We start from the raw sequence: 14863 nt of genomic DNA on the forward strand, positions 1-14863 counted from the left end.
CCACACCCGAAATGTCCGACCCAACGAAAGTGCTTATTTTCTGGGCTCACCCGTGACAACGCCGCAGGTCGGCAAGGGTGCTCCCCGCGCACGCGGGGGTGGTCCTTGGCCCTGCACCCCGGCCCGCGCATCGCCGTGGTGCTCCCCGCGCACGCGGGGGTGGTCCCACGAAGTGGCCTTTGGCTCACCATCGCCCGTGGTGCTCCCTGCGCACGCGGGGGTGGTCCCTCACCCGAGTGGCCGAGGTTCTCGAACGGCCTATGCTCCCCGCGCACGCGGGGGTGGTCCCTCTGATCCGAGAACGGCCTGACGCCATGCATCATGCTCCCTGCTCAGGCGGGGATGGTCCGTCCGCCGGTTCAACGCATGCGTTGCAGGTGGGCCGTGCTCCCCGCGTACGCGGGGATGGTCCTGTGGTCAGGTGCCGCTGGAAGGAGAACGTGACTGAACCGAGTGGGTACGGCGCAAGCCGTACAGGACTTTCGATTCGGTCTCCAAGGTTTCGACGTAGACCGCGGTCGTTTCCGTCTTCGGGGGACCACATAGGCATGGCCGTGCCGTACGCGTGTGGGCGGACGGCACGGCCGTTGGGTTATCGGTCGGCCGGGCGGGCCGGTTTGGCGGGGCTCGGCTTGGTGGCTTTGATGCCTTTGACGATTCTGTTCAGGTGGCCTTTGAGGGCGGGGCTTGCCATGACGGTGACGGCCATTCCGGGGCGTTCGATCCAGCCGAGGTAGGTGCCGGGGCCGAGGGCGCCGTCGCCTTTGCGGACGAGGACTTTACGGCCGCCGATCTCGGCTGGTCTGGCCATGCGCGTGAAGGTGCCGATGTCGACGGGGAGTTTGGCCAGGCTGGTGAGAGTCTTCAGGTGGGGTGAGCAGACGACGCGCACCCAGAGGGCACGGCGGGCGCGGTCGGTGTCGTCGCGGGCGTTGGTCCAGGCGTAACCGTATTCGTGTTTGCCGGATGTGCGGGTGCCCAGGGTGAAGCCTTTCGGCAGATAGCCGATGTGCAGGCCTTTGACGGCGTTGCCGCCCAGGGGCGGGCGGTCTTCACGCACTGTGCCGCGCGGAACGGCCGGCTTGAGGCAGCCGGTGCTCAGGGACGGGATGCGCGAGTCGCCGGGTGCGGCGGCTGCGGCCTCGGGAGCGACGGCGAATCCGATCAGCAGAGCAGGTGTCACGAGCAGCGCTTTGGCGGCATTCACGAAATGTTTCCTCCGGACTTGGGTGGATTTGACTGAGGATCAGCCTTTCACCGATGCCCGTGAATTCTGCACTATGACCAAATATTTTTCAGCCGCTTACGCACCTTCCGAAGGTGGATCCTATGTTTTCCGACCCCACAAACCCGATCGCTATACGCCCTTCGCCCCCCACCTGCCACGCATGTCGATATATCCGAACTTTCTGAAAAGTACGGCAAAGCTGTGGATTATAGCCAGTCGCTCTCCGGAGTAGCAGCGCTCAGCGCCGCTCTCCCCTCCGCAATAAACGGCTCGCCATGCGGAAGGCAAAACACATCCACATCCAATGCGGCGACCCGGTGAAAGGAGTCGATCGCCTGCTCCCTGTAGGTCGATATTGAACGTCCCCAGAATGACCGACCGGGAACGGCAGTTGCCATACGGAGGAGGTCATCGGCACAGGTTCCATGGAAAAATGCTAACCGACACGGCCGTGGCAACCCCGCGAATTATCCCCGTAGCAAATTCAGCAGACGGCGAACAGGAATCGCCGCCGGTTCGAAAGATGAGCGGTCGAAAGATGAGCCGGCTCAGGGGCAATTGTGCCACCCGTCTGAATCACGTATTTCTTTGAGGTGATTCAAATCCGGATCAGGCGTTCTGCGGCACCCAATCATTTCCCAACAACGCGTGGTAGGGCAGGGTGATGGTGACGATCAGGCCGCCTTCGGGGCGGGGGTGGGCGGCGACGGTGCCGCCGTGGGCGTGGACGACGGACGCCACGATGGACAGGCCGAGGCCGACGCCTTTGGCGGTGACGAGGCGGTCGGTGTTGAGGCGGCGGAAGGGTTCGAAAAGGCCGGGGATGTCGTAGGGGGCGATGAGGGGGCCGCTGTTGCTCACCTGGAGTTCGACGCGGTCGCCGGAGATCGTACGGCTGGAGACGCGCACGAAGCGGTTCTCGCCGGTGTTGTGGCGGATGCCGTTCTCGACGAGGTTCTGGGCGAGGCGTTCCAGCAGTACGGGGTCTCCGCAGGTGGGCGCCTCCCAGGGCTCCTGGTGGAGGGTGACTTGGGCGTCGGCGGCCTCGGCGGCGGCGTGGGCCACGACGTGGGAGACGACATCGGCCAGGTCGACCGGGGAGTGCTCGGCGAGTTCCTGGTCGGAACGGGCCAGCAGGAGCAGGCCGTTGATGAGTTTCTCGTGTCTGGTGTTGATTTCCAGGAGGGTTTCGCCGAGCTGGACGAGGTCCGGTGAGGCGTTTCTGCGATGCATGGCGACTTCGACGAGTGCGCGCCCGAGAGTGAGGGGGGTGCGCAGTTCGTGGGAGGCGTTGGCGACGAATCGGCGCTGTCCTTCGAAGGATTGTCCGAGGCGCTGGATCATGGTGTCGAAGGTGTCGGCGAGTTCTTTGACCTCGTCGCCGGCGCCGCGGAGGGCGATGCGTTCATGAAGGCTGCGGTCGGGAGCGCGGGAGATGCGGCGGGCGGTCTCGGTGACCCGGTGCAGTGGGGCGAGGACGCGGCCGGCGATGAGCCACCCGAGACCGACGGCGGTGGCGCTGACCATGACCAGAGCGATGCCTCCATAGGTGAGGAGAGAGCTTCTCGTGGCGTCGCGCACGTTGCTTTCCCGCTCGGTGATGAATTGTTTCGCCTCGCCGGGAGGAAGTGTCTTGGTTCCGTCGGGCTGGACAATGCGCACCTTCTGATCGAGCTCCGACGGGGCCGGAGGAAGGGTGTCCGGGCTGGTGGCGATAAGGCTGATGACGCGGGGCAGCCGTTCGCCGACCAGTACGGCGGTGGCCCCCAGCAGCAACAACCCGGAGACGATGAACAGGCCGCCGTAGACGAGGGTGAGGCGCATGCGCAGCGTCAGCCGTACGCGGCGGCGCCGGGAGGTCGGGCCGGCGGTCACGGGAGGCGGTATCCCACACCGGTGACGGTTTCGATGACCGCGGGGTCGCCGAGTTTTCTGCGTAGTCGGAGCATGGTGATGCGCACGGCCGCGGTGAAGGGGTCGGCGTTCTCATCCCACACTTTCTCCAGGAGGTGTTCGGCCGAGATGGCGGCTCCTTCACCGCGTAGGAGCTCGACCAGCACCCCGAACTCCTTTTTGGAGAGGTGGACGTATCTGCCGCCGCGGAACACCTCGCGGCGGGCGAGGTCCACGATGAGTTCCCCTCGCCGCAGAACGGGGGGTACGGCGGGGCGGGAACGGCGGCCGAGGGCCATGACGCGGGCGGCCAGCTCGGGGAAGGCGAAGGGCTTCGGCAGGTAGTCGTCGGCGCCGAGCGATAATCCGGTGACCCGGTCGTCGATCTCGGCGGCGGCGGTGAGCATGAGCACACGCGCGGACGATCCGGAGGCGATCAGGGTGCGGCACACGTCGTCGCCGTGCACCACGGGCAGGTCGCGGTCGAGGACCACGACGTCGTAGTCGTTGACGTCGAGCCGTTCGAGGGCGCCCGCGCCGTCGTGGGCCACGTCCACGGCGTGCGCCTCGTCGCGCAGCCACTCGGCGATCGCGCCTGCGAGCAACGGTTCGTCTTCGACCACAAGCACCCTCACGGCTGCCCCCTCCGCGCGCGGCCCGATCGGCCGCCTCCCGACCGGCGGCCCCGTCTCCCGCCTTGCGCCCCAATGGTCTCTCACCTGATGTTTCGCAACTGTAAAGCACCGGCAATGCCGAGTTCGCGGCCGGCGGACGCTTCGAAACACGGGTGAAACGGCGATGCGGGTTGACTTCCCGGTTAAAGCGGCAGGCATTCGCGCCGCCGCGTCAGAAGCCCCGTCAGAAGCCGCGCCAGAAAAGGAAACCAACCATGAGTAGTCAACTCCGCACGGCCGTGCTCGCCGTACCGTTCGCGGCCTTGTTGGCCCTGACCGCGTGCGGGACGGACAAGCCGCAGGCCCAGATCGCCTCTGCCGGGAACACGCCGGCGGCCGATGCCAGTGCGCCTGCGGGTGGAGGCGAGGAGCAGTTGAAGCCGGAGGAGAAGATTCTGAAGTTCGTCCAATGCATGCGGGAGAACGGCGTGCAGATGGAGGACCCCGACCCGAGCGACGGCGGCCGGTTCCGGATGGACATGAGGGGCCAGGACAAGTCGATCGTGGAAGCCGCCCAGCAGAAGTGCCAGAAGCACTCGCCGATGAGCGGGCCGGGGGCCAAGCAGGATCCCCAGATGGCCGAGAACATGGTGAAGATGGCCCAGTGCATGCGGGCCAACGGGGTGGAGAAGTTCCCCGACCCCGAGGGGCAGGGGCTGCTCATCACTCCGGAGATCAGCAAGGACCCTGATTTCCCGGCGGCGCAGAAGAAGTGCGAATCCCCCCTGCCTGCTCTCGCCCCTCAGTCCTGATCGGGTAGGCCATGGCGAACGACGGTGTCAAAGATGTGCCCACCCGTCCCGAGGGGAGACGTGGCCGCTCGCGGGGGCGCGCATGGGGTGCTCTGGCCGTGGCCGTGGTGATCGCGGCCACAGCGGGCGGCACGTTCATTCTGCTTTCGCGGGAGGGGGGCGAGGGCGAGCAGAGCAGCGCGCGGCTGCCTCCGGCGACGGCTCAGGTGACCAGGCAGACGCTGCACGACACAAAGACGATCAGCGGCTCGTTGGGGTACGGGCCGACGACCTCTCTGGTGAACCGCCTTTCCGGCACCGTGACATGGGTGCCGGGAAGCGGTGATGTGGTCCGGCGTGGAAAGCCGCTCTACAGGGTGGACAACACTCCGGTGGTTCTCATGTACGGCTCGCTCGCGGCGTACCGGGAACTGGCTCCGGGGGTCGAGGGGCGCGACGTGAAACAGCTCGAAAGCAATCTGAAGGCTCTCGGCTACGGCGGTTTCACGGTCGACGACGAATACGACTGGGAAACCGCCGAGGCGGTCCAGGAATGGCAGGACGACCTGGGGCTTGAGGAGACCGGCAGGGTCGAGCTCGGCCGGGTGGTGTTCCGGCCGAGCGCGGTGCGGGTGGACAGTGTGGAGGCGACGGCCGGCCAGCCGGCCGCACCGGCCCAGGCGGTCTTGACGTACACGGGGACGTCCAGGGTGGTCACCGTACAGATGGATGTCTCCGACCAGCGGCTGGCCAAGGAGAAGGCGAAAGTCACGATCAAACTTCCGGACGGCAAGGAGGCCGCCGGCAGGATCCGCGATGTCTACACAGTGATCCAGCCGGCTCAGGGCCAGGGCAGCGAGGCGGAGACCAAGATCGAGTCGATCGTCTCGCTGTCGCGCAAAGCCGCGCGGGGGCTCGATGCGGCGGCGGTGGATGTGACGTTTACCGCCTCTTCCAGGAAGAACGTGCTCACTGTGCCGGTCTCGGCGCTTGTCGCCCTCTCCGAGGGGGGCTACGGCGTCGAGGTGGTGTCCGGTGGGGCCAGCAAGTTCGTGCCGGTGGAGACTGGATTGTTCGCCTCGGGCAGGGTCGAGGTCAGCGGTGGGGATCTCGCCGAGGGCGTGGCGGTGGGAATACCGAAATGATCAAGCTCTCTGAGGCGACGAAGGTGTACGCCGGTGGCGTACACGCCCTATCCGGGGTATCGCTCACGATCGAGTCGGGCGAGCTCGTGGCGATCGTGGGCCCGTCGGGCTCCGGCAAGTCGACGATGCTGAACGTGCTGGGAACGCTGGATCGGCCCACTTCGGGCACGGTGTCCATCGACGGATACGACATTGCACGTCTGTCCGACCGGGAGCTCTCCGCGCTCCGGGCGAGCCGGATCGGTTTCGTGTTCCAGCAGTTCCACTTGGCGGCGGGGATGTCGGCCCTCGACAACGTCGCCGATGGGCTGCTGTACGGCGGCGTCCCCCTGGCCGAGCGGCGCCGCAGGGCGGAGGTGGCGCTCCAGCGGGTCGGGCTGGGGCACCGTACGCACCACAAGCCCCACGAGCTGTCGGGCGGCGAACGGCAGCGCGTCGCGATAGCCCGCGCGGTGATGGGTGACCCGCCGCTGCTGCTCGCCGACGAGCCGACCGGCAACCTCGACACCGCCTCCGGAGCGGGTGTGATGGCGCTGCTGCGCGAACTGCACGCCGCCGGCACCACCATCGTGATCATCACCCATGACCGGGAGCTGGCCGACGGGCTGCCGCGACAGGTGCGGATGCGCGACGGGCGAGTGGTCGGCGACTCCGCCCACACGCCTGTGCCCCTCGCCGATACGGCGGTGACGTGATGGCCGTCGTCGACCCGCCCAGGCTCGTCCCGGCGCGTATGCGGGTGCGGGACATCGTCCGTGTGGGGGGCGTCGGGCTGCGCACCAGGCCGACCCGGGCGTTCTTGTCCGCGCTCGGAATCGCCATCGGCATCGCGGCGATGATCGCGGTCGTCGGGATCTCGGCGTCGTCTCAGGCGCAGCTCGACCGGCAGCTCGCCGCGCTCGGGACCAACCTGCTGACGGTCACTCCGGGCCAGACCATGTTCGGAGAGGATGCCAAGCTGCCCCCCGAATCCGAGGCGATGATCGGACGGATCGGGCCGGTCACCTCGGTGTCGGCGGTCGGCAGGGTGAAGGGCGAGAAGATCTACCGTACGGACAAGATCCCCGTTGTGAACACCGGCGGCCTGGCGACCTACGCCGCACGTGTCGACCTGCCGGCCACCATCGGTGCCACCGTACGCAACGGCACCTGGCTCAACGGAGCCACCGCGCGATATCCCGCCGTCGTGTTGGGGGCGACGGCGGCCGAGCGGCTCGGCATCGGCAGGGCCGACCCTGACCGCCAGATCCTGATCGGCGATGTCTGGTTCACCGTCGTGGGCATTCTCGACCCGGTCGCGCTGGCGCCCGAGCTGGACTCGGGGGCGCTGATCGGCTGGGAGGCGGCGGAGAGCTACCTGGGGTTCGACGGGTACGCAACGGTGGTCTTCACGCGCTCCGACGAGGACCAGGTGGAGAACGTACGGAACGTCCTGGCGGCCACGGCGAACCCGCAGGCGGCGAACGAGGTCGACGTGTCACGTCCGTCGGACGCGCTCAGCGCCAAGCGGGCCGCCGGAGCGGCCTTCACCGGGCTTCTGCTCGGGCTCGGCGGGGTCGCGTTGCTGGTGGGAGGGGTCGGAGTGGCCAACACGATGGTGATCTCCGTGTTGGAGCGGCGGGCCGAGATCGGCCTGCGCCGTTCGCTCGGAGCTACGCGGGGGCAGGTCCGTACGCAGTTCTTGACCGAGTCGCTGCTGCTGTCGGCCATGGGAGGAGTCGGAGGTGTGCTGCTGGGGGCGGCGGTCACGATCGGCTACTCGACTTTCCAGGACTGGCCGTTCTCCGTGCCGTTCTGGTCTGTCTCTGGAGGTTTGGGAGCGACCCTTTTCATCGGAGGGCTCGCCGGGCTCTATCCCGCGATCCGCGCCTCCCGGCTCTCGCCCACGGAGGCGTTGACGACGCCCTAAGGTCCGTCGCTCTCCCCGGTGCGGCGGGGAGAGCGACACGTCTTTCCGAACCTGGTCTCGTGGGGTGTCGGCAGGCGTAAGATGGATCGAACACAGGATCGAATGGAAGGTGGTGTCCTGCCATGGCGGAGCGTCTACACGGGAAGCCTGTGCCGGAGACCTATTCGAGCGTCGACTCCGAGGACTGGTCGTGTGACGACCTGTCGGGCCGGAAGTACGAGCAGGTGGCGTTCAACGACGTCGACATGATGGAGACGTCGAGCCGGGGCGCGGTGTTCTTCGAGTGCACGTTCAGAAATGTGCGGTTCAACGCCTCGGAGCACCACGACTCCGCCTTCCTCAACTGCACGTTCAAGCGGTGCGCGTTCTTCGACGCCTCGTTCACCGGCTGCAAGTTCGTCGGCAGCATGTTCGACGGGTGCACGTTCGACCTGATGAAGGTCGACGGCGGCGACTGGTCGTTCGTCGGCATGCCGGGTGCCCCCGTGGGCACGGCCTCGTTCACGAACGTGCGCATGCGCGAGGCCGACTTGACGGGGCTCCGGGGGGAGGGTGTCGTGCTCCGGCAGGTCGATCTGGCGGGGGCGCTGCTGCGCTCCGCCGATCTAAGCAGGGCCGATCTGCGCGGCAGCGAGATCGGGGCGCTCGATCCGCTCTCGGTCTCCCTCAAGGGCGCCAAGATCGACCTTGGCCAGGCGGCCGTGATCGCGATGGCGCTCGGCCTGGAGGTCAGCCCCACCTGACGACACGCCGAGTCCACCGGCCACCTGCGTGTCTTGGTGAAGTACGTGCTAGCATGCCGAACAGTTGCAGTTGTGGTACCCATGAACTTTGTGTGCACCTGACGGGATGTGGCGTCGGGTGCATTTTGTTTTTGGCCGGTCATCTCCGGATGGGCTCAATGCGACGACGCGAAGTCGGCACAGGGTCGGCTTCGGCTCCGCCCCTTGGTAAGGAGACTGATATGGCTACCGGCACCGTGAAGTGGTTCAACGCCGAAAAGGGTTTCGGCTTCATCGAGCAGGACGGCGGCGGCCCCGACGTCTTCGCTCACTACTCCAACATCGCCTCCCAGGGCTTCCGTGAGCTGCTGGAGGGCCAGAAGGTGAGCTTCGACATCACCCAGGGCAAGAAGGGCCTGCAGGCCGAGAACATCGTTCCCGCCTAAGGACACTCCCTTCGGCCCAGAGGTCTGGGCTCGATCCCACGCTCTGGCCCGCGCCTTCCCTGGAAGGCGCGGGCCAGACGCATGTTCCGAGCGGACTCGGGCTGACCCGGCGGGCCCGAGTGGGCCTGGTAAGCCGGCCCGCGTCGCGGGCCGGAGTCCGTCGGGCGCTGTGAATCGCACCACACGAGGCCCACAGGCGAGGACGCCCGATATGCAAGGCCGACCGCAGGATGCGGCGACGTGGTCGCCGCAGATCAGAGCCGACAAGTCGGATCTGCGCCACCATTCCACCACCCCCATGTCGCCCGAAAGTGTGTTTCGTCGGGTTTTGGGCGGGTAGGGCTGGCCGGGCATCCATCCGCGCCAGGACCGGAAGACGTGATCAACACGGTTCTCGACAAAGGACTCGCCATCGAGACGTACTCCCAAGACCCACACATGGACCCACACATGAACGCCCACGAGCGGCTCCTCGACGAGACCTCGCTCACAGCCCCGGTGCTGCCCTTCCGGTTCGGCGCGGTGACGGCGGGCCCGCAGGCGATCGTCGACGAACTGCTGACGCCGCACCACGACGAGTCCCTCACCGAGCTCAGTGGTGCGGCCGTATCGACCTGCGTCTGATCGGCCCGCTGTCGCCGTACGACTTCGTGGTGCCGCAGCCGCGACACTCCGGTCCGTGACCGTTTCGGGGCATCGACTCGGGCGGCCGACTCGGGGGTGGCCACCTGCCGGCCCCTTGTCCAAGCACCGGAACTCCGGAACTCCGGCGATACGCGTGACCGGCGGCCGGCGCCGCCGCGACACGCGGCCCGATGATCGGCTCCGGCTCCGGCGTGACACGCCGCGCCCTGACCGCGCTGACGTGACACCCCGCGCCGCGGCGAGCCGGTCGCCATCCCGGCGTACGGCCAACCCTGGTGTGCGGCGCCCTGGCCGGTGGCGAGCTCGTGGACAAGACCGACCCCGGTGTACGGCGCACCGGCCCGCGGGGCTGTGGCGAGCCGGTGTCGGCCTGGTGAACAGGACCGGCCCCGGCGCGCCTGCAGTGAGGGCGGGCCGGGGCCGAAGGTGGAGGTCCGGACCGTTACCGGTCTGCACCACGGGAGTAGGTGGACACTGCTCGTGGACCTCCACGCGCTCAGCGCGTTGGGAACAACCCTCACGGGCGCGGGTGTCCGGCACGACGACGCCGCATGTCCCCCTGGTGACCAAAAGGCGAAATTCCAGCGTTTCTTGTGAAGCGCCCCCGGTCATCAGATGCCGGGCCCTCAGCTACGACCGATCCACTCCGTGGCGGTCGTCAGGTCGGCCAGGTTCGACTGTAGCGGCGCGATGCCGAGCCCCGGGCCCTGCGGGACGGAGAGGCGACCATCGGCGAGCACGAACGGGGCGGTGATGTCCTTTTCGTAATACCGGGCGGTGGCCGAGATGTCGCCGGGGAGGGTGAACCCGGGCAGGGCGGCGAGAGCGAGGTTGGCGGCGCGGCCGAGGCCGGTCTCCAGCATGCCGCCGCACCAGACGGGGATGCCGTTGGCACGGGCGAGGTCGTGGATGCGGCGGGCCTCGAGGTAGCCGCCGACGCGCCCCGGCTTGATGTTGATGATCGAGCAGGCCCTGCGGCGGATCGCGTCCGCGGCGTCGCGGGCCGAGGTGATGCTCTCGTCCAGGCAGATCGGGGTGTCGACCCGAGCCGCGAACCGGATGTGGGAGTCCAGGTCGTCGGGGTCGAACGGCTGCTCGATGAGTGTCAGGCCGTAGGCGTCGAGTTTGGCGAGGTGGGGGATGTCGCCCGCCTCGTAGGCGGTGTTGGCGTCGACGGTGAGCATGATGTCGGCGCCGAAGGTCTCGCGTACGGCGCGGACCGGCTCGATGTCCCAACCGGGTTCGATCTTGAGCTTGATCCTCGCGTACTGCGCGCTGAGGTGCTTGTCCACGATGTCGAGGAGGTCGTCGACGGTGTCGGTGATGCCGACGGAGACGCCGACGGCGAGGCTGCGCCGTACGGCTCCGAGGTGGGCGGCGAGGGAGATGCCGCGGGAGGTGAGCCAGGCGTCGAGGACGGCCATCTCGACGGCGGACTTGGCCATGGGGTGGCCGCGCAGGTGGCTGAGGGCGGGGGCCACGCCGGCGGGGTCGAGGTCGTCGAGGCCGAACAGAGTCGGGAGGAAGAAGCGGCGGATCACGTCGGCCGCCCCTTCGAGGTATTCGGGGCAGTACATCGGGTCGTCTTCGGCGACGCATTCGCCGAAGCCTTCTCCTTCGTCGGTGACGACGCGCACGAGGAGGGCGTTGCGCGTGGTCTGGGTGCCGAGGGAGGTGCGGAACGGGGTGACGAGGGGAAGCGCCACCTGGCGGAGTTCGACGCCTTCGAGTTTCACGGGGTTCCTCCGCGGGAGAGTAGGTACCAGCCGGAGCGGGTGATGCCGTCGATGGTGTAGCCGTCGGCGAGCGCTCCTTGGAGCGCCGTGCCGAGAGCGGCGCGCCACCGCTTGGCGGCGGCGGGGTTCTGAACGCGCAGGGCCTCGATGTCGGTCGGCGTCGCGCACCGCAGGAGCGGCGAGCCGCCGGCGTCGTGTACGGCTCCCGCCTCGTCCACGATCGCCACCGCCTCCGCCGGGTCCCGCCCGTCGCGGCCCGCCCCGGACACGCCGACCGCCTCGGACACGCCGACCGCCTCGGATACGCGGTCTGGCTCGGATACGCGGTCTGGCTCGGGGGTGACGGGCCAGGAGACGAGGAGCCGGTCGGAGACGTCACCGTCGTTGATCCCGTCGCTGAGCGGCCCGTAGAAGTCGGGCAGGTACGCGACGGCGCGGGCGCCGAGCCCGACCAGGTTGAAGTAGGCGTTTCGCCGTACGAGTGGGTCGAACGTCCAGGTGATGGCGGTCAGGCCGCGTTCGGCGGCCCAGGCGCGCTGGTGGGCCTTGAGCAGTCGGCCGACGCCCTTGCCGCGCGCGTCGTGCGCGACGCCCGCGACGTGGGAGTGCAGGGTGGCTCCTTCCGCGAGGAATCCCCCCGCGACGCCGACCAGCCGGTCCCCGAGGTAGGCCCCGCCGATGTAGCCGCCGGTGTGGGCCAGGGCGCACATGATGTCGAGGGCGAGCGGCGGGTCGTCCTCCGGCCGGGTCTGCCAGACATCGCGCAGCAGCCGGTCGGCACGCTGAAGGTCAGGGGTGCCGTGAAGGGGGATGACGCGGACCTCGGCCGGGGCCGGGTCCGGGGTGAGGAGTTCGACCTGTTCGACCTGTTCAACCATGTTCTCAGCATGTCCCCGGGCCGCGCGCGTCGCCTTGGCGCATAGGCCGAACTTCGCCGGTCCGCCTTTGTGGGGCCGCTACACGCCACTACCACCACAACTCATCAGAGAACAGGACAAACTGCACATCGATGTCCCAGACGATCACGGGGCGGGTCGGTCGTCTGGCCGGTCGTTCGCTGCGATGTCGCGCAACCGCAGTTGGAGCCCGAGCACCAGGCGGGTGTCGTAGTCGTCCAGATCGATGAGCTCGCCGATCCGGCGCAGCCGGTAGCGCAGGGTGTTGGGGTGCAGGGACAGCGTTTCGGCCGCCTTCGGCACGTCGTAGTGCGCGGCCATCCAGACGCGCAGAGTGCGGAGGTAGTGGGTGCCCTGCCGCTGGTCGTGGTCGGCGATGAGGTTCAGCGGCTCGCCGTACTTCGCCGGCGTGTCCCGTACAGAGGAATCCACCTCCATGAGGAACAGCGCCGCCGCGAGTTCGGCGTGCCCGCCGACCTGGGTGGTGGCGAACGGGCCGCACAGGGCCCGCAGCGCCTCATCGGCCTGGCGGGCTGCGGCGGGGAGCGCGGCGAGGGAGGGCGCCGTACGGCTGACGCCGGCCCGCCACCGCCCTCCGATCCGGTCGGCGACCCGGTCGAGCGTGTCGCCGGTGATCTTGCGTAGGAGCGGGAGGGCGGAGTCGGCGGCCACGATGGCGTAGGCGTGGCCGTCGACGGCGCCGGCCGCGGCGCGCATGCGGTAGGAGGCGTAGGCGGTGCGGAGCAGGTCGCCGGCGTGGGTGGCGGCGAAGGCGTCGGACGGCCCGGTGTGCGGGCCGATGGTCACGACGGTCAGGGGCTCGTCCTGGAGGAGGCCGAAGGATGCGGCGAGTCCCCTGGCGGGGCCCATGCCCCGCAGGAGCCGGCCGAGGCATTCGTCACGGCGGCGGCGGGCCTCGTCGGCGGCGAGGCTGATCTTGGCGAGGTGGGGTGCGGCAGCGAGGGCGGCGTCGGCGAGGATGTCGGCGGCGTCCGCGGCGAGCGGGGTTTCCGACTGGACGGCCCAGATGGTGCCGAGCGCCTCGCCGTGGGCGCGGACGGCGATGGCGAGCCGGGGGTAGAACTCGACCGGCTCGTAGCTCCACACCGCGCCGTCGGCGCGCAGCACCGCCGAGTACTCCCCGGTGTTGGTGGGGTGTTCGGGAACTCTGCGCCCGAGGATGCCTTCTCTGCGCAGTTCGTCGATCTTCTGGTCTTCGACGGTGGAGTAGGCCAGCACCCTCATGGCGAGGTCTTCGATGGCGACCGCGCCGCCGACGCGGACGGCGACCTGGTTGGCCAGCGCGAACAGGTCGGGGGCGCGGGACGCGCCCCCGACCTGTTCGGTGGCGGGGGCGACGACGGCGAGCAGGGCGTCGATGAGGGTGTAGAGCTGGCCCCAGGACAGGTCGGAGGCGGCGGCGAGCAGGGCCGTGCCGGCGGCGTGAGCGGCCTCGGCGAGCGTGGTCGCGTCGCAGGAGCCCGGTTTGACCACGACGACGGCGACGCCGGCCTCGCCGGCCCGGGCGATCATCTGGGCGGAGGGCCGCCCGGTGGCCAGTAGCACGGCGCCGTCGAGACCCTTCATGGGCTCCTCGGGGTCGTAGATGACCGGGGCGCCGATCAGGATCTCCCTGCCGCGCGGCATGGACAGCACCTGGACGACGTCGGGGCCGAGGCTGTCGACCAGCACGCCGAGCGTGACGCGCCCGTGGACGGTCATGGCGTGTGCCGCCCGGCGAGTCCACGGCGGACCGTTCCACAGTGGAGCGTGCTCTGGCTTAGCAGCAGGTCATACATATGGCTAAAGCCCTCTCGCCTTACACTTCATCCGCTACCAACTGAAGTATTACAACCCATCCGAAATCCTGTTGACGACGGCGTCGGCGGCACCGAGGCCACCAACCTGCGGGTGTAGTCGTGCTCCGGGGCGTCCAGAACCCGGGCCGTCTCCCCTCCTCCACCACCGGGGTTCCGGCGGGCAGGGCGACCCCGCCGGGCGTGCGGCTCCCGCCGTCCGGCCCCCTGGACGGCGGGAGCGCGTCCCCCGCGTGGGTGGTGCCTACCTACCGCGTCTCCGGTGGCGACAGCGCGCTACCGGAATGTGCGGGTGCATCTGATGGAGAGCCAGTGGATGTTCGAATAGAACGTTCCACTGGGATATTCCGCCCGAACCTGCATAAACCTAGTGGAGGAGCGGAAAACAAAACTCCGGTCGAACGTCTTGCGCACCGCCGTACCATCTGGGCCGGCCTCGTCGAAGGTGACCCGACGCCAGTTGCTGCGACCGCCGTTGCTCCATTGATAACGGAAGTCGAGCGACTGGAACCCGTTCCGGATGGCCGTGCTGTGGACGTCGATAGTGGTCTGGAAGCGCCACCGGATGCGGCGGCCGTAGCCGTCCACGGGATAGCCGAAGTTGTCGCACGGACCACTGAAGGACGTCCGGTAACCGTAGACCTTGACGATTCTGATGGGGATATCGGCACGTGCCGCGGGCCCGTTCCGCGAGAGCAGGGCGGGCGCGTCGGCGCTCGCCGGCGTGGGGGCCCACAGGAGCATCGCGGTCAGCACCGCGAGCACCTGAAGGCAGGTTTTCCGAAGCATGGATCCCTCCTTGGGCGAGAGAAGTGTGAAATCTTCTCGGTGGTCGATACATGCGTGGAGCTCATATATGGAGCTCATGTATGGATAAAGGCGGCGATGCTCTGACGATCGGGGCCCGCCACCTGCCGAGAGAAGAGCGGCCGAGTTTTCCGTACAAATCCGTACAGCCGCGTATAGCTCTGTACGGCATGGCGTTGTTGTCATGGTTGGCGTCAACCGTGAGAGGTTTCCA

14 protein-coding genes are annotated in these 14863 nt (G+C 68.3%); 7 read left to right on the plus strand and 7 right to left on the minus strand.

Features of this window, described 5'->3' with window-relative positions:
• Window positions 1-592: 592 nt before the first annotated feature.
• The 3 genes from BLQ73_RS12990 to BLQ73_RS13000 all read right to left on the minus strand — a co-directional run bounded on the left by BLQ73_RS12990 (window position 593) and on the right by BLQ73_RS13000 (window position 3756).
• Window positions 593-1207 (minus strand): hypothetical protein, encoded by a 615-nt coding sequence (locus BLQ73_RS12990; protein WP_093170681.1) that lies wholly within the window; start codon window positions 1205-1207, stop codon window positions 593-595.
• Between the two features lie 630 nt (window positions 1208-1837).
• On the minus strand, window positions 1838-3103 hold the full coding sequence (locus tag BLQ73_RS12995) for a sensor histidine kinase (protein WP_245691044.1): 1266 nt from the start codon (window positions 3101-3103) through the stop codon (window positions 1838-1840).
• Window positions 3100-3756 carry a response regulator transcription factor gene (locus BLQ73_RS13000; protein ID WP_093170682.1) on the minus strand — a complete coding sequence of 219 codons (657 nt, stop codon included), beginning with the start codon at window positions 3754-3756 and terminating at the stop codon, window positions 3100-3102. The genes BLQ73_RS12995 and BLQ73_RS13000 overlap by 4 nt, the downstream gene beginning before the upstream one ends.
• Window positions 3757-4010: 254 nt before the next feature.
• Between BLQ73_RS13000 and BLQ73_RS13005 the strand changes: the two genes are divergently transcribed.
• From BLQ73_RS13005 to BLQ73_RS13035, 7 genes are all read left to right on the plus strand, one after another.
• The gene (locus BLQ73_RS13005) at window positions 4011-4547 is read left to right on the plus strand and encodes a hypothetical protein (protein ID WP_093170683.1); all 537 of its coding nucleotides are present in this window, start codon (window positions 4011-4013) and stop codon (window positions 4545-4547) included.
• Window positions 4548-4645: 98 nt separating this feature from the next.
• Complete coding sequence (locus BLQ73_RS13010) at window positions 4646-5671, plus strand: peptidoglycan-binding protein (RefSeq protein WP_218125822.1); 1026 nt, start codon at window positions 4646-4648, stop codon at window positions 5669-5671.
• Window positions 5668-6366, plus strand: a complete 699-nt coding sequence (locus BLQ73_RS13015; protein ID WP_093170685.1) for an ABC transporter ATP-binding protein — start codon at window positions 5668-5670, stop codon at window positions 6364-6366. The genes BLQ73_RS13010 and BLQ73_RS13015 overlap by 4 nt, the downstream gene beginning before the upstream one ends.
• The gene (locus tag BLQ73_RS13020; protein ID WP_093170686.1) at window positions 6366-7580 is read left to right on the plus strand and encodes an ABC transporter permease; all 1215 of its coding nucleotides are present in this window, start codon (window positions 6366-6368) and stop codon (window positions 7578-7580) included. The genes BLQ73_RS13015 and BLQ73_RS13020 overlap by 1 nt, the downstream gene beginning before the upstream one ends.
• A 122-nt stretch (window positions 7581-7702) precedes the next feature.
• On the plus strand, window positions 7703-8323 hold the full coding sequence (locus BLQ73_RS13025; RefSeq protein ID WP_093170687.1) for a pentapeptide repeat-containing protein: 621 nt from the start codon (window positions 7703-7705) through the stop codon (window positions 8321-8323).
• A 221-nt stretch (window positions 8324-8544) separates the two neighbouring features.
• On the plus strand, window positions 8545-8748 hold the full coding sequence (locus tag BLQ73_RS13030; RefSeq protein WP_093170688.1) for a cold-shock protein: 204 nt from the start codon (window positions 8545-8547) through the stop codon (window positions 8746-8748).
• 378 nt (window positions 8749-9126) lie between these two features.
• Window positions 9127-9372 (plus strand): GvpL/GvpF family gas vesicle protein, encoded by a 246-nt coding sequence (locus BLQ73_RS13035; protein WP_245691045.1) that lies wholly within the window; start codon window positions 9127-9129, stop codon window positions 9370-9372.
• Window positions 9373-10019: 647 nt separating this feature from the next.
• On the opposite strand, the gene menC is transcribed toward BLQ73_RS13035, so the two are convergent.
• The 4 genes from menC to BLQ73_RS13055 all read right to left on the minus strand — a co-directional run bounded on the left by menC (window position 10020) and on the right by BLQ73_RS13055 (window position 14631).
• The gene (gene menC / locus BLQ73_RS13040; RefSeq protein ID WP_093170689.1) at window positions 10020-11129 is read right to left on the minus strand and encodes an o-succinylbenzoate synthase; all 1110 of its coding nucleotides are present in this window, start codon (window positions 11127-11129) and stop codon (window positions 10020-10022) included.
• Window positions 11126-12007: a GNAT family N-acetyltransferase gene (locus tag BLQ73_RS13045; protein ID WP_093170690.1), complete on the minus strand. Its 882-nt coding sequence runs from the start codon at window positions 12005-12007 to the stop codon at window positions 11126-11128. Before BLQ73_RS13045 ends, menC begins: the two co-directional genes overlap by 4 nt.
• A 144-nt stretch (window positions 12008-12151) precedes the next feature.
• The gene (locus BLQ73_RS13050; protein ID WP_093170691.1) at window positions 12152-13747 is read right to left on the minus strand and encodes a PucR family transcriptional regulator; all 1596 of its coding nucleotides are present in this window, start codon (window positions 13745-13747) and stop codon (window positions 12152-12154) included.
• Window positions 13748-14118: 371 nt separating this feature from the next.
• Window positions 14119-14631: a hypothetical protein gene (locus BLQ73_RS13055; RefSeq protein ID WP_093170692.1), complete on the minus strand. Its 513-nt coding sequence runs from the start codon at window positions 14629-14631 to the stop codon at window positions 14119-14121.
• Between the last annotated feature and the right edge of the window lie 232 nt (window positions 14632-14863).

The organism is Sinosporangium album (genome assembly GCF_900100605.1).
GTDB classification, from domain to species: Bacteria; Actinomycetota; Actinomycetes; order Streptosporangiales; family Streptosporangiaceae; genus Sinosporangium; species Sinosporangium album.

What these genes read in the sequence shown, in the direction of transcription:
- BLQ73_RS13055 (WP_093170692.1), bottom strand. Translation starts at nt 14,631, where the DNA reads ATGCTTCGGAAAACCTGCCTTCAGGTGCTCGCGGTGCTGACCGCGATG.
- BLQ73_RS13045 (WP_093170690.1), bottom strand. Translation starts at nt 12,007, where the DNA reads ATGGTTGAACAGGTCGAACAGGTCGAACTCCTCACCCCGGACCCGGCC.
- BLQ73_RS13050 (WP_093170691.1), bottom strand. Translation starts at nt 13,747, where the DNA reads ATGACCGTCCACGGGCGCGTCACGCTCGGCGTGCTGGTCGACAGCCTC.
- BLQ73_RS13005 (WP_093170683.1), top strand. Translation starts at nt 4,011, where the DNA reads ATGAGTAGTCAACTCCGCACGGCCGTGCTCGCCGTACCGTTCGCGGCC.
- BLQ73_RS13025 (WP_093170687.1), top strand. Translation starts at nt 7,703, where the DNA reads ATGGCGGAGCGTCTACACGGGAAGCCTGTGCCGGAGACCTATTCGAGC.
- BLQ73_RS13020 (WP_093170686.1), top strand. Translation starts at nt 6,366, where the DNA reads ATGGCCGTCGTCGACCCGCCCAGGCTCGTCCCGGCGCGTATGCGGGTG.
- BLQ73_RS13015 (WP_093170685.1), top strand. Translation starts at nt 5,668, where the DNA reads ATGATCAAGCTCTCTGAGGCGACGAAGGTGTACGCCGGTGGCGTACAC.
- BLQ73_RS13030 (WP_093170688.1), top strand. Translation starts at nt 8,545, where the DNA reads ATGGCTACCGGCACCGTGAAGTGGTTCAACGCCGAAAAGGGTTTCGGC.